General features: G+C 60.0%; 20 protein-coding genes and 1 tRNA gene. 7 read left to right on the forward strand and 14 right to left on the reverse strand.

The genetic code is table 11. The features are described from left to right. Window positions 1-18 precede the first annotated feature (18 nt). Together ACTJJ7_RS21215 and sciP are read right to left on the reverse strand one after the other, a co-directional pair. Window positions 19-315, reverse strand: a complete 297-nt coding sequence (locus tag ACTJJ7_RS21215; protein WP_130269714.1) for a GNAT family N-acetyltransferase — start codon at window positions 313-315, stop codon at window positions 19-21. 150 nt (window positions 316-465) lie between these two features. Further along, window positions 466-741 carry a CtrA inhibitor SciP gene (gene sciP, locus ACTJJ7_RS21220; protein WP_091878079.1) on the reverse strand — a complete coding sequence of 92 codons (276 nt, stop codon included), beginning with the start codon at window positions 739-741 and terminating at the stop codon, window positions 466-468. Between the two features lie 304 nt (window positions 742-1,045). On the opposite strand from sciP, the gene mnmA reads away from it, so the two are divergent. Next, a complete protein-coding gene (mnmA, locus tag ACTJJ7_RS21225; RefSeq protein WP_440968733.1) occupies window positions 1,046-2,236 on the forward strand; it encodes a tRNA 2-thiouridine(34) synthase MnmA in 1,191 nt (396 codons plus the stop codon). 39 nt (window positions 2,237-2,275) lie between these two features. Here the strand turns inward: mnmA and ACTJJ7_RS21230 are convergent, their stop codons facing one another. Together ACTJJ7_RS21230 and ACTJJ7_RS21235 are read right to left on the reverse strand one after the other, a co-directional pair. Continuing rightward, complete coding sequence (locus ACTJJ7_RS21230) at window positions 2,276-3,403, reverse strand: DegT/DnrJ/EryC1/StrS family aminotransferase (protein WP_105733045.1); 1,128 nt, start codon at window positions 3,401-3,403, stop codon at window positions 2,276-2,278. A gap of 172 nt (window positions 3,404-3,575) precedes the next feature. Continuing rightward, window positions 3,576-4,538, reverse strand: a complete 963-nt coding sequence (locus ACTJJ7_RS21235; protein ID WP_105733044.1) for a Gfo/Idh/MocA family protein — start codon at window positions 4,536-4,538, stop codon at window positions 3,576-3,578. A 187-nt stretch (window positions 4,539-4,725) separates the two neighbouring features. Here ACTJJ7_RS21235 and ACTJJ7_RS21240 point away from each other — a divergent pair. Continuing rightward, window positions 4,726-4,802: transfer RNA gene (locus tag ACTJJ7_RS21240), tRNA-Met, on the forward strand. 79 nt (window positions 4,803-4,881) lie between these two features. On the opposite strand, the gene ACTJJ7_RS21245 is transcribed toward ACTJJ7_RS21240, so the two are convergent. Then, entirely contained in the window at window positions 4,882-5,343 is a 462-nt protein-coding gene (locus tag ACTJJ7_RS21245) for an Lrp/AsnC family transcriptional regulator (RefSeq protein WP_105731963.1), read from the reverse strand. A 111-nt stretch (window positions 5,344-5,454) separates the two neighbouring features. Between ACTJJ7_RS21245 and ACTJJ7_RS21250 the strand changes: the two genes are divergently transcribed. Then, window positions 5,455-6,066, forward strand: coding sequence for a LysE family translocator (locus ACTJJ7_RS21250; RefSeq protein WP_440968734.1), 612 nt, complete (start codon window positions 5,455-5,457; stop codon window positions 6,064-6,066). Window positions 6,067-6,076: 10 nt separating this feature from the next. Here ACTJJ7_RS21250 and ACTJJ7_RS21255 read toward each other — a convergent pair whose 3' ends face one another. Next, window positions 6,077-6,955: a LysR family transcriptional regulator gene (locus ACTJJ7_RS21255; RefSeq protein WP_440968735.1), complete on the reverse strand. Its 879-nt coding sequence runs from the start codon at window positions 6,953-6,955 to the stop codon at window positions 6,077-6,079. 228 nt (window positions 6,956-7,183) lie between these two features. On the opposite strand from ACTJJ7_RS21255, the gene ACTJJ7_RS21260 reads away from it, so the two are divergent. Further along, window positions 7,184-8,731 carry an MFS transporter gene (locus ACTJJ7_RS21260; RefSeq protein ID WP_440968736.1) on the forward strand — a complete coding sequence of 516 codons (1,548 nt, stop codon included), beginning with the start codon at window positions 7,184-7,186 and terminating at the stop codon, window positions 8,729-8,731. Between the two features lie 48 nt (window positions 8,732-8,779). Here the strand turns inward: ACTJJ7_RS21260 and ACTJJ7_RS21265 are convergent, their stop codons facing one another. Continuing rightward, a complete protein-coding gene (locus ACTJJ7_RS21265) occupies window positions 8,780-10,201 on the reverse strand; it encodes a coniferyl aldehyde dehydrogenase (RefSeq protein ID WP_440968737.1) in 1,422 nt (473 codons plus the stop codon). Window positions 10,202-10,438: 237 nt separating this feature from the next. Between ACTJJ7_RS21265 and ACTJJ7_RS21270 the strand changes: the two genes are divergently transcribed. Next, entirely contained in the window at window positions 10,439-10,825 is a 387-nt protein-coding gene (locus ACTJJ7_RS21270) for a RidA family protein (protein WP_105731958.1), read from the forward strand. A 15-nt stretch (window positions 10,826-10,840) separates the two neighbouring features. On the opposite strand, the gene ACTJJ7_RS21275 is transcribed toward ACTJJ7_RS21270, so the two are convergent. The 4 genes from ACTJJ7_RS21275 to ACTJJ7_RS21290 all read right to left on the reverse strand — a co-directional run bounded on the left by ACTJJ7_RS21275 (window position 10,841) and on the right by ACTJJ7_RS21290 (window position 13,686). Beyond that, window positions 10,841-11,614: a molybdopterin-binding protein gene (locus tag ACTJJ7_RS21275; protein WP_130269702.1), complete on the reverse strand. Its 774-nt coding sequence runs from the start codon at window positions 11,612-11,614 to the stop codon at window positions 10,841-10,843. Continuing rightward, on the reverse strand, window positions 11,611-12,471 hold the full coding sequence (locus ACTJJ7_RS21280; RefSeq protein WP_440968738.1) for a cytochrome b/b6 domain-containing protein: 861 nt from the start codon (window positions 12,469-12,471) through the stop codon (window positions 11,611-11,613). The genes ACTJJ7_RS21275 and ACTJJ7_RS21280 overlap by 4 nt, the downstream gene beginning before the upstream one ends. A gap of 70 nt (window positions 12,472-12,541) precedes the next feature. Further along, window positions 12,542-12,829 carry a pentapeptide MXKDX repeat protein gene (locus ACTJJ7_RS21285; protein WP_105731955.1) on the reverse strand — a complete coding sequence of 96 codons (288 nt, stop codon included), beginning with the start codon at window positions 12,827-12,829 and terminating at the stop codon, window positions 12,542-12,544. Between the two features lie 143 nt (window positions 12,830-12,972). Beyond that, the gene (locus ACTJJ7_RS21290; protein ID WP_440968739.1) at window positions 12,973-13,686 is read right to left on the reverse strand and encodes a DUF1223 domain-containing protein; all 714 of its coding nucleotides are present in this window, start codon (window positions 13,684-13,686) and stop codon (window positions 12,973-12,975) included. A gap of 208 nt (window positions 13,687-13,894) precedes the next feature. Here ACTJJ7_RS21290 and ACTJJ7_RS21295 point away from each other — a divergent pair, with 208 nt between their 5' ends. Both ACTJJ7_RS21295 and ACTJJ7_RS21300 read left to right on the forward strand, forming a co-directional pair. Continuing rightward, window positions 13,895-14,452, forward strand: coding sequence for a sigma-70 family RNA polymerase sigma factor (locus ACTJJ7_RS21295; protein WP_105731953.1), 558 nt, complete (start codon window positions 13,895-13,897; stop codon window positions 14,450-14,452). Further along, window positions 14,439-15,080: an NrsF family protein gene (locus ACTJJ7_RS21300; RefSeq protein ID WP_105731952.1), complete on the forward strand. Its 642-nt coding sequence runs from the start codon at window positions 14,439-14,441 to the stop codon at window positions 15,078-15,080. Before ACTJJ7_RS21295 ends, ACTJJ7_RS21300 begins: the two co-directional genes overlap by 14 nt. Before the next feature lie 15 nt (window positions 15,081-15,095). Here ACTJJ7_RS21300 and iolB read toward each other — a convergent pair whose 3' ends face one another. Genes iolB through iolE form a run of 3 tightly spaced genes read right to left on the reverse strand, consistent with a single transcriptional unit; the run spans window position 15,096 to window position 16,997 of the window. Further along, entirely contained in the window at window positions 15,096-15,890 is a 795-nt protein-coding gene (gene iolB / locus ACTJJ7_RS21305) for a 5-deoxy-glucuronate isomerase (RefSeq protein WP_105731951.1), read from the reverse strand. A gap of 4 nt (window positions 15,891-15,894) precedes the next feature. Further along, window positions 15,895-16,116: a DUF3329 domain-containing protein gene (locus ACTJJ7_RS21310; RefSeq protein ID WP_130269695.1), complete on the reverse strand. Its 222-nt coding sequence runs from the start codon at window positions 16,114-16,116 to the stop codon at window positions 15,895-15,897. After that, on the reverse strand, window positions 16,113-16,997 hold the full coding sequence (iolE, locus tag ACTJJ7_RS21315; protein WP_440968740.1) for a myo-inosose-2 dehydratase: 885 nt from the start codon (window positions 16,995-16,997) through the stop codon (window positions 16,113-16,115). The genes ACTJJ7_RS21310 and iolE overlap by 4 nt, the downstream gene beginning before the upstream one ends. Between the last annotated feature and the right edge of the window lie 8 nt (window positions 16,998-17,005).

Raw genomic sequence — 17,005 nt, forward strand, 5'->3', positions numbered from 1 at the left:
ACGGCAGCCGGGTCTGTTTCAGCTCTGCCGCACTACATCGGCCCAATCCTTGTGCCGCAGGGATTGGGCGCGCATGAACGGGCACAGGGGAATGATCTTCCATCCCCCGGCCCGCGCATCATCAACCGCATGCAGCGCCAGCGCCTGCCCCACGCCCTGGCCGCGCAGCGCATCCGGCACACCCGTGTGATCAACGATGATCAGTTCGGGATTCACCCGGGAAAACGTCATCTCCGCCTCGTGCCCCGAGACGACGGTCACATAGCGCCCGCCCTTTGCGGTTTCTTCCTTGGTAATTTTGATATCGCCTGTCATTGAACGTCTCCTTGCCGTCACCCGTGATCTGTTAGATCAGGTTTCCGGCTGGAGCGGAACAGCATGGTAGCGACGGCAATTCTGATCCCCATGAAAAGGAAAAGGCTGGTCTCAACGACCAGCCTCAGCCAAACTCAAAGGCGACATCATCTAATGACGATATTGCTGTATCCGGGTTGTTCTTAGTCCAGCCAGGCCATGATCGGAGATCGAGGACTGCCAGGACAGGAACTCTTCCACCGTCAACGTATAGCGATGGCAAGCCTCCTCAAGACTAAGAAGACCACCGCGCACAGCGGCAACCACCTCAGCCTTGCGGCGAATAACCCAGCGCCGCGTATTGGCGGGTGGAAGATCGGCGATGGTCAGCGGGCTGCCATCCGGGCCGATTACGTATTTTACTCTCGGTCGAACAAGATCGGTCATTGTACTCTCTACACTAAACTTCAAGACCTATCGCAGCTGACATTACAGGCAGGGCTTTAATAATTGCCTAAACAGCGAGTCATTCTCTGGTAACTTCTGCGAATTCCAGGAGATTGTTGAAAATCGCCATTTTGCCGGCTTTCACCCGCGTCTGCGGCCGTTGCCGCAGCGACACAGCACTCACCTTTGCGTGAGAAAAATGCACCGCCTGCCACTTCCTGTTGGCAAGATCGAGTCAATTGACCTATATAAGGGCCTTGAATATCCCTGCGCCGTTATGTCGCTGCAAGAACCGGATCCGCTTATGACACTGAATAATCTCGATCTGCCGGGCAAGCCGGAAGACACACGTATCGTCGTCGCCATGTCGGGCGGCGTGGATTCTTCTGTTGTGGCGGGCATTCTCAAACGTCAGGGTTACGATGTCGTCGGCGTTACATTGCAGCTCTATGATCATGGCGCATCCACCCATCGCGCAGGCTCCTGCTGCGCCGGCCAGGATATCGAAGACGCGCGCCGCGTGTCAGAACGCCTTGGCATTCCGCATTATGTGCTGGATTACGAAGCGCGCTTCCGCGAGGCGGTGATCGATCCCTTTGCCAACAGCTATGTCAGCGGCGAAACGCCTATCCCATGCGTCTCCTGCAACCAGACGGTCAAGTTTGCCGATCTTCTGCAGACCGCCAGGGATCTCGGCGCCGATGCACTCGCCACGGGTCACTATATCCGCAGTCACGCCAATGGCGCACACCGCGCACTCTACCGTCCGGTCGACACGGACAAGGACCAGAGCTATTTCCTGTTCGCAACCACGCAGGAACAGATCGACTACCTGCGCTTCCCGCTGGGGTCACTGACCAAGCCGGAAACCCGTGCCATAGCCGAAGAGCTTGGCCTGTCCGTCGCCAACAAGCAGGACAGCCAGGACATCTGCTTTGTTCCGCAGGGAAAATATTCCGACATTATTTCCAAGCTGAAGCCAGAGGCTGCCAATCCCGGCGATATCGTCCACATCGATGGACGCGTCCTTGGCCGCCACGAGGGCATCGTGCACTATACCATTGGCCAGCGCCGCGGTATTGGCGTGGCGACGGGCGACCCGCTCTACGTTGTCCATCTCGACGCGGCCAATGCACGTGTGGTCGTTGGTCCGCGCGAAGCGCTGGAAACCCGCAAGGTTTTTCTGCGCAACGTCAATTGGCTCGGTGATGACGCGCTTGCCGGCATTCCGGAAGGCGGCGTTGAAGTCTATGCCAAGGTCCGTTCGACGCGTCCGCCGCGCCCGGCTGTCCTGCACCATCGCGCTGGCGAGACCTGGGTCGAGCTGGTCGATGGTGAAAGCGGCATCGCCCCCGGCCAGGCCTGCGTTCTCTATTCCGATGACAGCAACACCGCCCGTGTTTATGGCGGCGGCTTCATCGGCCGCTCCGAACGGGCTCCGCAGGCGGAAGCCATGCTCAAGCGCCTGGCACAACAGGGCCAGGCCGTCGCCTGATCACACAAATGTCTGTCAGTGATGCAGCACCAAAAGCGCTTAGGCAGCGCTTTTGGTCTTGAACTCGCGAATGGTCCCGATAATGCGGTCCTGATCAGCCTCGCTCAGATAGGCATGCATCGGCAGGCACAGGATGTTCTTCGGCAGCGTTTCCGACACGGCAAGACCGCCCGGCGCGCGCATATAATGCGCATAGGCTTCCTGCAGATGCAGCGGCTTGACATAATAGATCACCGAAGGAATGCCATTGGCCTGCAGATGCGCCTTGAGGGCGTCGCGGTTATCGGTCTCGATGGCATATTGCGCCCAGGCCGAACGGGAGCCCTCCGGCATCAGCGCGACCTTGACCACGTCCTTGAGGCCGTTGGCATAGCGCTTGGCCACGATCTGCCGCGCTTCCATCTCGTCTTCGAGAATGGCGAGCTTTTCAATGAGGACCGCCGCCTGGATCGTATCGAGGCGTGAATTCATGCCGACGCGTACATTGTCATACTGCGTCTCGCCCTTGCCGTGGAACAGGATGGAGCGCAACAGGTCGGCAAGCGCCGCGTCATTGGTGAACATGGCACCGCCGTCGCCATAGCAGCCCAGAGGTTTTGCCGGATAGAAACTGGTCGCGCCGACATGGCCGAATGCACCGCACATCGCATTGTCGCGCTTGCCGCCGATCGACTGCGCCGCATCTTCAATCACGAACAGGCCATACCGGTCGGCAATTGCCGATACCGAGGTGTAATTGGCAGCAAGACCGAACAGATCAACAGGGATGATGGCCTTTGGCTGCAGGCGTCCCTCGGCAAGCACAGCCTTGATCGCCGCTTCCAGCTGCTCGACATTGATGTTGTAGGTATCGGCGTCGACATCGATGAAGACCGGTTCCGCGCCGACAAGCGCCACAACTTCGGCGGTGGCAGCGAAAGTGAAGCTCGGGCAGAACACCGCATCGCCCGGACCGATGCCGCGCGCCATCAGCGGAATCTGCAGGGCATCCGTGCCATTGGCACAGGCAACCACATGTTCGACACCGAGATATTCGCCAAGACGCTTTTCGAACTCGGCAACTTCCGGTCCGAGAATATACTTGCCTTCACGCACCACTTTGGCGATTGCCGCATCAAGCTTGCTGCTGATCCGTTCACGCTGTGCGCCGAGATCGATGAACTGCATCATTGCTCCAATATCAATTGCTCCGCGAATCCGTCGCGAAAAACGGTCATGACAACTCTTTAGAAGGGCCGCGGGAGGTCTGCCAGACGTTGTCGTTCAAAGTTTGTCCGGTCTTGTAACAACGCTTTACACCGAGCGCAATCTTGCAGCACTTTTGGGACTGACGGACGGATCAGCTTGCCTTGTCGTGCGCAACCGTGCCGGCGGTCAGAATCCGCAGGACGCGAATCGCTTCTTCGCCGTCGGTGACCGGCTCGGTGCGTGTGTTGATGCTGTCGATGAAATTCTGGCATTCCCGGGTCAGCGGCATGCCCTGCGCGATCTTGACATAGGTCGGCTCTTCCGTCGTCGATGCCCACTGGCCATTGTCCTGCCAGATCGAATGCTTGTAGACGGCCAGCTTCTTGTCCCACTGCTCCATGTCGTCGAAGACGGCCATGGCCTTGGTTCCCACCACCGTAAGCCTGCGCTCACGATAGGGATTGAGCCGCGAGGCGAAAAGATGCCCGCGAATATTATTGGGAAAGCGCATGTGCAGATGGGCGAAATCGCTGAGGTGATCGAGCACCGCCGCGCCCTCGCCGCGCACTTCCAATGGTTCGGTGCCGGTGATGGCCAGGATCATCGACAGGTCATGCGGCGCCAGATCCCAGAGGGCATCGTTTTCCGTGTGGAATTTTCCAAGGCCGAGACGGTGGGAATGGATATAACGCACATCGCCGAGATCGCCCGCCTTGATCAGCTCCAGAAGCCGTTCGAATGCCGGATGAAAACGCAGGACATGTCCGACCATGAAAATGCGTCCATTGTCGCGCGCGGCCTTCACGGCGGCTTCCGCATCGGGAACGGTCAGGGCAATCGGCTTTTCGACGAGGACGTCCTTGCCATTGGTGACGGCGCGAATCGCCGCAGCCGCATGAAATTGCGGCGGCAGGGCCATGACGATGGCATCGACCTCGGGATGGGTGAAAAGATCGTCGACTTCAATATGCAGAACATTCTGCTCCGCGGCGAAGCCGGCGGCGCGATCGGTGTTCTGGTCGGAGACTGCAAACAGCGCCCCGAGACTCTTCAATGTCCGGATATGATTGCTGCCCCAATAGCCGCAACCCAGCACTGCAATCCGTGGAGCCATCTTTTCAGCCTTTTTCATATCGGCATCCATTATCCGCAGGAAGAAACGAACACAAGTCTTGGATACGGAGAAGATTGCTTGACAGGCCGTTGCTCCCCACATATATCCGCCCCGTCCCTGTCAATTGACAGCGCGTCCCCCGGTCCTCATTTGCAGGCTAGCCGTTCACGGGTCGCATGACATATGGGGCGAAGTAGCTCAGTAGGTTAGAGCAGAGGAATCATAATCCTTGTGTCGGGGGTTCGAATCCCTCCTTCGCTACCATTGTCTTTCCAAAGAAGGCGGTTTTCAGATCGGCGCTGCGCAAATTGCGGTTTGCCGCTGGCTTTCGGTTTTTTGCCGGTTAATCCAGCGGCAGAGCATAGGTTTGCTTCACAATCTGGCTCGGCACATCGGTTTTGACGTTCTGGATGCCATTGACCCGCGTCAGATGAGAGGCCTGAAAACGCCGGTATTCGTCAAGATCGGCGACCACAACCCGCAGCAGCGCGTCGCTCTCCCCCAGCATGATGTAGCATTCCACCACCTGGGGCAGCCTCTTCATCGCATCCATGAAATGATCGATGGTTTCGGCATCCTGCGCCGTCAGCCACACCCGCGCGAACAGCGAGAGCGATAAATTGACCTTGGCCGGATTGAGCACGGCGACATAGCGGTCGATGACACCAGCCTCTTCGAGCAGCCGCACGCGGCGCAGGCAGGGCGATGGCGACAGGCCAGCCTCTCTGGCTAGCTCCACATTCTGCATGCGCCCGTCCTTCTGAAGCGCGCGAAGGATACGCTTGTCGATCTCATCCAGCATCATTGAAATTTCCTGCCAATGTTTCAGATAGAATATAATAATTATGCCAGGAAAACATCATATCGTGAAATCTTTGCAATCCCATTGCGCGCAGCGTGCGCTACGGTTCCAGCCATGGAAATACACACACTATTGCTGTTCACAGCAACCGTACTGCCGCTGATCTGTACGCCGGGGCCGGACATGCTGTTCGTTGCATCGCAGGCGATTGCAGGCGGACGCAGCGCGGGCCTGCGTGCGACAGCCGGTGTGTGCCTTGGCTACCTCGTCCACTCCACCCTCGTTGCCCTCGGCCTTGCGGCTATCGTGGCGGCATCGCCGCTGCTGTTCGATGCGCTGCGCTGGATCGGCATCACCTATCTCCTGTACCTCGCCTGCAAGCTCATCGCGTCGGCATTGCGGGCCGGACGGATGCCCGTTGCTGCCAGGCCGGCCAAGCGGCAACTCCAGCGCGGCTTCCTCACCGCCTTTCTCAATCCCAAGGGCATGATGATCTACTTCGCGATCCTGCCCCAGTTCATCCAGCCCGGCAGCAGCATTGCGCTGCAGACGGCGATCCTGTCGGCTGTCTTTGTCCTCTGGTGCGCCGTCGTCTACGTGATTCTCAGCTTCGCCATCGGGCAGTTGGCCGGGCGCGGCGGATTCAACGACCGGCGCCGGAGGATGGTCGAAGGGAGTGCTGGCGGGCTGCTCCTCGTTGCCGCTGGTCTGATGGCGGCAAAATGAACGCGGCGCCTCAGCCCGCTCTCGCCAGTTTTGCCGCTGCCGCCTGTTCCGGCATGTCAACAACGAGCTGGCCGAATTCGCGGGTGGCGGGTGTCTGCCCCTCTTCGCTCCAGATCAGGCTGAAAACTGCCGTCGGCAGCGATGGCAGGCCATACTGGCCGTCAAGAATCTTCATTCCCGGTTCAAGATCATCGCGGGTCATCACGGTCATTGCCAGCCCTGACAGCACAGCGGCGCGGATCCCCTGCATGCTCGCCGACGTGAAAACGACGTGCCAATCGATCGAGGTCCGGTCCAGCGCTTCGACGCCGACCTTGCGGTTGAGGCATGGAGCAGGGATAAACGCGAAAGGCAATGACGTGCCCGGCGGCACTTTGAACGTTTCAGCCGCCACCCAGACAAATTGCGTCTGCTTGAGAACTTTACCGTTGGCCGCCTCCGGCAATGTCAGCACGACGGCCAGATCGAGTTCGCTGGCTCTGACCATCGCATGAAGATCAAGGCTCATGCTGACATTCACGTCGAGCTGGACCTCCGGATTGGTGCGGGCAAACTGGCACAGCAATGTCGGCAGCCGGTCCCCGATGAAATTTTCCGGCACGCCGAAGCGCACGATGCCCGATACGGGCGATGCCTGAAAGCGGCGGCTCAAGGCATCGAGCGAATGCAGGATCTGGCAGGCATAGCGCAGGAAATCGTCGCCATCTTCCGTCAGCCTGACGCTGCGCGTGGTGCGGTAGAGCAGCGACCGGCCAACCTGCTCCTCCAGCCGCCGGATCTGATGGCTGACAGCAGATTGCGTCAGGTTCAGCCGCCGGGCGGCCCGGGTAAAGTTTCCAGCTTCTTTGACAGCCACGAAGGCGCGTAACAGTGTTGGGTCGAAATCCATGTCAGTAGATTAATGACAATCGCTAATTTATTCTAGTAAATTAAATCATTTTTGTCATGATACGAACTGACCTAAAGTGGGCATTACCCGCTTCGGCGACCATCGGACCGGTCATCCCGCCGAGCCGGTGCTTTTTCGTCCTGACTTGGCCCGGAACTCACCGGCACCGCATGCGTGCCGGGGAAGGTGCGTTCTATTGCCAGGTGCAACCTTTGGAAAGAACGATCCATGTCCCTCTCCTCCTCCCGCAGGAACATGGTGGCGCTGGCCGCCATATGTTTGTCGTCCCTCATGTTCGGCCTCGAAATTTCGAGCGTGCCGGTGATTCTGCCAACCCTGGAAAAAGTTCTGCATGGCACCCTGAAGGACATGCAGTGGATCATGAACGCCTATACCATTGCCTGCACCACGGTGCTGATGGCCGTCGGCACGCTGGCCGACCGCTATGGCCGCAAGCGCATCTTCGTCATCAGTCTGGTGCTGTTTGCCATCACATCCTTCGTATGCGGCCTTGCCCAGGATGCCGCCATCCTGATCGTCAGCCGTTTTCTCCAGGGTATTGCCGCCGGTGCCATGCTGATCTGCCAGATTGCCATTCTGTCGCATCAGTTTCAGGCGGGGCGTGAGCGCAGCAAGGCCTTCGGCATATGGGGTATCATCTTCGGCATCGGCCTTGGTTTCGGGCCGATTATCGGCGGCATCATCGTTGCCCTCACCAGCTGGCAATGGGTGTTCCTGGTGCACGTTCCCCTGACCATCCTGACGTTGATTCTCGTCTTCGGCAGCATCGTGGAATCCAGCGATCCCGAAGCGAAGAAACTGGATGTCCTCGGCATCACCACCCTGTCGCTGGCGGTTTTCGGCCTCACCTATTTCATCACGCAGGGCCCCGATCTCGGCTTTACCAGCGTCACCGCCTTGGCCATCATCAGCGCATCGGCGGTGAGCTTCATCGGCTTCATCGTCGCGGAAAAACGCAGCCCGCATCCCATGTTCGACTTTTCCGTCTTTCGCATCCGCAACTTTTCCGGGGCAATTCTCGGCTCGATCGGCATGAATTTCAGCTTCTGGCCGCTGATGATCTACCTGCCGATCTATTTTCAGAGCGGACTTGGCTACGACATTGTCGCGGCTGGACTGTCGCTGCTGGCCTATACGCTGCCCACCCTGGTCACCCCGCCATTGGCGGAGCGCTTATCGCTCCGCTACCGGCCCGGCATTGTTATTCCGCTCGGGCTGTTCACCATCGGCCTTGGCTTCATGCTGATGCGGTTTGGCAGCAGCGCCGACCATGCAAGCTGGCTGACCATGCTGCCCGGCTGCCTGCTGGCGGGTATCGGGCTGGGCTTGACCAACACGCCGGTCACCAACACGACCACCGGCTCGGTTTCGAGCGCCCGCGCCGGCATGGCGTCGGGCATCGACATGAGTGCCCGGCTGATTACGCTCGCCATCAACATCGCGCTGATGGGCTTTATCCTGCTGGAAGGCACCCTGTCCTATCTCAGAAGCGCCTTTGCCGGGGCGTTCGACCCGTCGCGGCTGCGTCTGCTGGCGGAGAAAATCGCCGCCGGAAACTTTGCGAGCCTCCCGCAGACTTTTCCCGAACTCACGGCTCTCGACCCGGCCGGGACGCTCGTCCATGGCGCCTTGATCCACGGCTTTGGCCTGATCATGCTTTATGGCGGGGCGGGCGTCTGGGTTCTGGCAGTGATCAGCTTTCTGATCTTCGGGCCTGGGAAGCGCTTGAGCGAAGCGACCGCCGCGAACCTTTGAGGCCAGCGTCGGTACTGAAGGTCACGGACACTGCCGTTCTCGTGAATTTCAGCGCGCGAAAAGCCTGACCACCAGGTTTGCCAATCCCCTGTAGGGCGGCTTGACCCGGTCGGACAGCGGCATCTTCGCCTGATGCAACACCGGCATGATCTTGCTGAAGGTCAGAAAGCCCTCGCGCCCGTGATAATGGCCCATGCCGCTGGCCCCGACGCCGCCAAACGGCAGATCGTTGCAGACATTGTGGAACAGCGTCTCGTTCACGCAAACGCCGCCCGCCACGATGTTCGCCAGCATTTTTTCGGTTTCGGCCTTGTCATTGCTGAAGCAGTAAAATGCCAGCGGCCGGTCATGCCCGTTAATATAAGCAATGGCCTCATCGGCACTGCCATAGGTCTTGACCGGCAGGATCGGGCCAAAAATTTCCTCCTGCATGATCTTGCTGTCATCGCCGGGATCGAGCACCAGCGCCGGCGCCAGCAGGCGCTCGGTTTCTGCCCGTGCCGCATCTTTCGGCTCGACCAGCGTCATCACATCCAGCCCGCGTTCCCGTGCATCATCAAGCAGGCCGCGCAGGCGGCGATACTGCCCCTCATTGACGATATGGGTATAGTCGGGATTGGCATCGAGCTGCGCATAGCGCGATTTGACCTCGGTCCGCATGGCCTCGACAAATTCATCGCGCCGCGCCAGCGGCACCAGCGCATAGTCCGGCGCGATGCAGGTCTGGCCGGCATTGTAGAGCTTGCCGGTAACAATGCGCGTCACCGCCTTGGCGAAAGGCGCGTCCTCACCGATGAATACGGGCGATTTTCCGCCGAGCTCCAATGTCACGGGTGTCAGGTTCGGGGCGGCCGATGCCATGACCTTGCGGCCGACGGCGGTGGAGCCGGTGAACAGCAGGTGATCGAAGGGCAAACCGGCAAACGCGCCGCCCACATCGGCACCGCCGAGCGCCACGGCAACGCGGTCTTCCGGAAAGACATCGGCCAGCAGTTCCCGCAGGAATTCGCTGGTGCGCGGCGTATGTTCGGACGATTTCAGGTAAACATGGTTGCCCGCAGCGATGGCTGTGGCGAGCGGCGTCAGGGCGAGATTGACCGGATAGTTCCAGGGGGCAATGACCCCCACCACGCCCAGAGGCACGTACCGGACTTCCGCCTTGGCTGGCCACATGCGCCATCCGGCCGAACGGCGTTGCGGTTTCATCCAGGATTTCAGATGCGAGAGCATGTGATCGATCTCGCCAAAGACGGTCATGCCTTCGCCCAGCATGCTTTCATGGCGCGAGCGATGGCCGAAATCGGCACTGATCGCCTTGACCATCGGTTCGAGCCGGTCCTTCAACCCGGCGCGCAGGCGCTTCAGATCGTCCTGGCGCTGGGCGTAATCCGGCCGGTGTGCCAGCCAGGACGTGCGCAGACGATGGAGGGTTGGCACCAGTGCATTAGCAGGTGTGGCATTCATGTCCATGGTGTTTTCCTCCGGTCTTCTCCACCTCGTGTTCTACCACGGATGGGATGCTCCCCGTCAGCACTTTCAATGGAACAGCCCATTTCCGAAGGGGTGCGGCCGTGCTAGTTTTTCCCCGGCCCGTCAAAGAGCGAGGAACCCGCCTCACCTCTGAGCGTCCTGCGCATCACCAGCCACAGCTATTGGAACTCTCCGGTTCTCCAGCCACCCCCATTTTCCACGGAAGGAATTGAGATCATGAAACTGATTGCGCGCAATCCCCGCAACGGCGTTTACCCGGCAACGCCAGACTATCTCCATGCCTTGGAAGTGCAGCAGCCGGAACGCTTCCTCTATATCAGCGGCACCATGGGCCTCGATCAGGACGGTATACCCGGCACGACCCTGGCAGAACAGCTCGATCTCGTCTGGAACAACATCCGGGCCATCCTGGCCAGCGCCGGGATGACGGTCGACAATATCGTCAGGACGACGAGCTACCTGCGCGATCCGGCCTTTGCCGAAGCCAACCAGAATGCGCGGGTGGCGGCGCTGGGCGGACGCACGATCCCCACGACAACCATTGCCGCCCAGACATTGTCCGAAGCCTGGCTTGTCGAAATCGAAGTCATCGCCGCCGCCTGACTCCAGCCGAACCGCTCAGATACCCGCATACCATTCATAGCCGCGATCTTCCCAGAAGCCGCCCTTGCCGCCCCACAGGCCCCTGAAATTGTCAACCAGTTCAATCCGCATGAGATATTTGGCATGCTTGTAACCCAGTTGCCGTTCGACGCGCAGCCGCAGGGGTGCGCCGTGCGCCACCTCAAGGTCCTTGCCGTTCATGCTGTAAGACAGGATGGTCTGCGGATGAAAGGCGTCGATCAGATCGATGCTCTCGTAATATTGGCCGCTGCCATCCAGCGACTTCTCGTATTCGTCAGCGCAGTAGAACACCGCATAGCGGGCGCCGGGGGCAAGACCCGCCTTCTGCAGGACAAGACCGAGGGGAACGCCGGTCCATTTGCCGATGGCGCTCCACCCCTCAACGCAATCGTGCCGGGTAATCTGCGTGCGCGACGGCATCGCCTTCAGATCGGCCAGCGACAGGCTGAGCGGCGTGCGCACCATGCCGTTGACCACCAGCCGCCAGTCGGCGAAATTGCCCTCCATCAACCGGGCGTAGTCCTCGCTGTCGGGCATCTGCGTGCCATTGGCCTTGAATGTGGGCGACAGGTCGGCTTCGGTGAATTCGCGCGCCAGCGGCGCATGCGCCTGCAGGAGACGCTGCGAGCCCATGGTCAGCGCTTCGGCCTTCTGCAGGATATCGTTGACGCCGGCATTTTCCACCAGCGCATCGCACCCGGTCAAAAGTCCGGTCGCGGCAACGCTGGAGCCGATCAGGAAACGGCGGCGGGTAAGTTCCAACTTCATTTCACTGTTTCCTTGCCGGTCTCGACCGTCAGGCCGTAATAGCCGGTGATCATCGAGCGCAGATTGTTCCAGACGCCGGATGCCAGCACCATCACCAGGTGCACAACGACAAAGGCGACAAGCAGAGATGCGGTGATGAAGTGAATGGTGCGCGCCGACTGGCGTCCGCCGAAGACATCGAGCAGCCACGGGAAAATGGCGTTGAAGCCCGGTGACATGGTGAGGCCGGTCAGCACCATCAGCGGCAGAAGGATGAAAATGACGGCCATATAGGTCAGCTTCTGCAGGCTGTTGTAGCGCCGCGCCTCTTCGCCCTTGGGAAAGCGCAGGCGGGCATGTTCGCCAATCTCATGCGCCAGATGCTGCGGCGTCAACTGGTCCCTGGTCGGCACGATATCCCGGCGGAAATGCCCGGCGATCAGCCCGTAGAGCAGATAGACGAACCCGTTGATGACAAAGAACCAGGCGAAAAAGAAATGCCAGCGCCGCCCGGTCGCCAGGTCCTGATAACCCGGAATGGTGATCCAGCTTGGAAAGGCGCGCGGCGTCAGTTCGCCGTCAACCGTCGACGCGCCAAGAACACCTGTCGTCGGGATCGAGATCGAGCCGACGCGGGTGATGCCCTTGATCGTGTCGCCGTCGCTGACGGCACCGATCGAGATGAAGGAATGGTCAGCATCGGCACCGTACTGTCCCCAATAGAGATCGGGATGGGCATTGAAGATTTGCAGACCGCTCATCAGGAGAAAGCTGAGGCACAGGACATTGAGCCAGTGGGTCAGCCGCACGGCAATCGAATGCCGGTAGAACAGAATTTTCCTGGGCCGTGCCGGTTCATGATCAGTTGCACTTGTCATGATGCTATCCTTGGCTGTCGGGCAATGGATCCGGTGCCGTCCCGTTCGCGGGACAGCACCGGAAGGATTGTTAGTTCTTCTTGGGCGCCATGGCGTCCGGCTTCATCGCATCTTTCTTCATGGCATCGGGCTTCATCGCATCCTTGGCCATGGCCTGCTTGTCGCATTCCTTGGTCATGGCATCCTTCTTCATGGAGTCTTTCTCCATGCCGGCCTTTTTCATGCAGTCAGCCTTTTTGCTGCTCATCTTCATAGGGTCTGCCTTCATGGCATCTTGCGCAAGGGCGCTGTTGATGCCGGCAAGACCGGAAGCGAGAACAAAGGCCGAGAGGGCAATGCGGCGTGCAAGAATGTTCATGGTGGTCTCCTCGATTTGAATAAGACACGTATCTGCGTGCCGTTGAGTTTCGGATGCCATGCGGTCATCCACACTTCCTGGGCATCGCGCTGCGTGTCTCACAGCTGTTCATGCCAGGAATTCTTTGTCCGCAGCTGCGCAATTCAGTTTGTGGCAGCAGCCAGGATCGGCCCGCCATGCGGCGCCTGTATCAGGACGGCCGTGCGCAGGCCCGGCTTGGCCGGAGCAATGTCCAGGGTCACCGCCTTGCCGTCCCAGTGTCCAAGGTTGGACAGGCTGTGGACCACATTCTTGTGCGGCAGCGTGTGGCCGGTATTTTCGCCCCGGCTGACGGGAACGTTGACGGTCTTGTCGTCATAGGTCACCAGCCAGATATCGGCTCCGTTTGCGGGGGCTTTGCCCGCAGCGATGGCGAGCGAATTGTCGCTGATCACAACGGACAACGGATCGGGCTTTGGCGCGGTAGCGATCAGATGGTCGATCTCGCCGATGCGGTTACCGACGACATCCGCGCGGCCGTTGACGACCATCTGCGGGGTGAACGGTCCGTCGCGGCCGAGCGGCGGCTCATAGGTAACCTGCCGGTCCGTATATTCAGGCGCGGCGAAGATATCCTTCCAGCCGAGCCGGTCCCAATAAGTCACGCCAAAGCTGAGGGCCAGAACATCCGGCCGCTTGCTGATCTCGATCAGATTGGCATTGGCAGGCGGGCAGGACGAGCAGCCCTGGCTGGTGAAGAGTTCAACGACAGTCAGCGGCTTGCCGTTGCCGGCAAAGGCGGCGCCAGCGCCAAGGCTGAGCAATCCTGCAATCACAGACACTGCGGACACATATCCAACTTTACTGCGCAACCCCATGACGGCCTCCTGATTTTTCTGGCGTCGACCGGAACTGTCGGCCGGTCACATCAGGCAATTCGCCGGGCAACGGAATTTGGTTACACCGATCACGGATTGGTGATCGAAAAGTTCGACTATCGGCCACTGGCATGCGGTAACCGCTGTCGATATGATCGGCACATCTGTAACCTTTTCGCCGCCGCTGCGAATAAAGGAATGAACCAGGGTGCATTCGGTCGAAGCGCGTTTGAAGGAACTGATGCTCGCAAGCCTTGCGGGTGACGCGCAGAGTTATCGTGTGCTGCTCGATGAGGTGGCCAAGCTTTTGCGCCGGTATTTTCTGCGCCGTCTGGCCGATGCCCACCGGGGTGACGCGGATGATCTGGTGCAGGAAACACTGCTCGCCCTGCACACGCGGCGGCAGACCTACGAGCCGGATCGGCCCTTCACCGCGTGGCTGCATGCGATTGCGCGCTACAAGCTGATCGATCATTTCCGGCGCAACCGCATCCGGGCAACCGTGCCGCTGGACGACGCGCAAGACCTGTTTGCACCGGACAATTCAGATGCCGCCGCAGACCGCATGGATGTGGACCGGCTGTTGCAGACCATACCGGAGAAATCACGGGATCTGATTTACCGGACCAAGATAGAAGGGCAGTCGATTGCGGAAGCGGCCCGAAGTACCGGCCTTTCCGAATCGCTTGTGAAGGTCAGCATTCACAGGGGATTGAAGGCCATAGCCGCGAAGTTGAGAGGACAGGCAGCCGATGACGACAAATGATCTGATCGAGCGTCTCGCCGGCGAATTGAAGCCGGTATCGCGCAAAGCCGTGCTGCGGCGGATCGGCATCGGCCTCGGCATCAGCTCGGTCGCCTCCGCCATTCTCATGTGGTCGTGGCTGGGCATGCGCCCGGACCTGATGACCGCGGCGGGAACCATGGCCTTCTGGGTCAAATTCACCTATACGCTCGTGCTTGCCATGGGCGGCGCCTGGGCGGTCAAACGCATTGCCTACCCGCTTGGCAGCATCCGCGTCAGCCTTGCCGTGATGGCGGTCGCCATTGCCCTCATCTGCATGCTTGCCTTCGCTCAGCTTGCCATGTCGCCGCGCGATCACTACGCCAACATGATGAAGGGGCACACGATCACGGTCTGCACCTTCAACATCGTGGTGCTGTCGCTGCCGCTGCTGTTCGGCGCCTTCTGGGTGCTGCGCGGCCTGGCGCCGACGCGGCCCACGGTTGCCGGGACTGCGGCGGGCCTTGCGGCGGGATCGATTGCCGCGCTGATCTACTCTTTCCACTGCGATGAAAGCGCCATGCCGTTCATCGCCATCTGGTACACGCTGGGCGTGATTTCTTCCGGGCTGATCGGTGCGATTGCCGGCCGCTTCATTCTGCGGTGGTAGATTGTAGCGTGGAGCCTACTTCATCAGCCATTCATGCTCGGGTGCGTTGTGGAATTTCCACGTGCGCTTGGGACCAGCCATGACATTGAGATAATAGAGGTCATAGCCGTGGCAGGCCGCACAGGGATGATAACCCTTGGGCACCATGACCACATCGCCATCCTCGATCGCCATGGCCTCGTCCAGTGACCGGTCATCGGTATAGACCCGCTGGAAGGCAAAACCTTGGCGCGGATTGAGCCGGTGATAATAGGTTTCTTCCAGGTAGGATTCCGCCGGCAGGTTGTCCTGGTCGTGCTTGTGCGGCGGATAGCTCGACGTGTGTCCGCCCGGCGTGATCACCTCGACCACGAGCAGGGAATCGGCCGGTTCGCTTTCCGGCAGGATGTTGGTGACATAGCGCGTATTGGTGCCCTTGCCGCGCGTTTCCTGACCGAGATCGTCGGGCGCAATCACCCGGACCGGCAGATCGCCGCCGAGGCTTGGCGCCGAGCAGACGGCAAGTTCGACAGCCGTATCGGCCACCACCGACCAGTCGCAATTGGCGGGCATGTAGACCGACCACGGCTTGCCCTCGAATGGCGACATGCGCTCGCCCAACAAACCGAGATCGTGGCCGTTCACCTGGGCAAATCCCTTGCCCGTCACGAAAACGAGACAGACTTCGGTGTCGCCGCTGCGTCCGGCAATGGTCTGCCCCGGCGCAGCGCGATTGAGATCGAAGCCGACATAGGTCCAGCCGGCGGTTTCCGGCGTGACATGCGCCACGCGGCCGGTGCCGGTTTTCGCCTTGAGCAACAATTTCGACATGGTCCTATTCCTCTTTCCCGTCCGCATCCGCCGGCTTGGCCGGGTCGGATGCGTCAAAAGCGATGAAAAACTGCCAGATGCCATAACCGGCAAAGCCAAGCGCTATCGTCCCCCAGAACGGCGTACCCGTGACGAACTCGAAAATGGCCCATGCCACGCAGAAGGCCACGACGGCAATACGCCGCCACAGGGGACGAAAAAACGGATGCTTGGAATCGCTGGTCAAACCAATCCTGCCTCTTTGATGAAGCGGCTGAGATTGGCGTGGCCAAGCTTGGAATAGACGGCTGGATCAGCCTTCACAGGGTCCTGCTCTGCCTCGACAACCACCCAGCCGCTATAGCCCTGGAGTTCCTTGAGGACACGAACATAGTCGATCATGCCGTCGCCGGGAACCGTGTAAACGCCGGCAAGGACGGAATCGAGGAAGGACCAGTCTTCGCGGTTGGACTGCCACATGACGGCCTCGCGGATATCCTTGCAATGCACATGGCTGATGCGCGCCTTGTGATGGCGGGCAAGACGTGCGGGATCGCCGCCGCCCCAGGTGGCATGGCCGGTGTCGAGCAGCAGATGCACCGCATCGCCCGTCACCTGCATGAACCGGTCGATCTCGGCCTCGGTCTGCACCACGGTGCCCATGTGGTGATGATAGACCACCTGCAGGCCATAGGTCAGTTTCACCGCTTCGGCGAAGGCCGTATAGCGCTTGCCGAACTCGGCCCACGCAGCCTTTTCCAGAACCGGGCGGGCCGACAGCGGCACCTCCTTGTTGGAGTGGATCGCGTTCGATGTTTCGGCGGCGATGAGGACTTTGCAGCCCATCTCCTTCAAGAGGGTAGCGTGGCCGACAACAGCCTTCAGTTCGGCGTCGACATCGCGCACGAGCAGTTCGGTCGAGTACCAGCCGCTGACGAGGTCATGGCCGAACGCCGCGAGGATCGGACGCAGCTTGTCCGCGGTGCGCGGAAACTTGTTGCCCAGCTCCATGCCGGTGAACCCGGCCGCCTTCGCCTGTTCCAGACAGGTTTCCAGCGGGATGTCTCCACCGATTTCCAGCATGTCATCATTGGACCAGCCGATTGGGTTCGCCCCGATACGGATCATTCTTATCT

The organism is Phyllobacterium sp. 22229 (assembly GCF_052056495.1).
GTDB classification, from domain to species: Bacteria; Pseudomonadota; Alphaproteobacteria; order Rhizobiales; family Rhizobiaceae; genus Phyllobacterium; species Phyllobacterium myrsinacearum.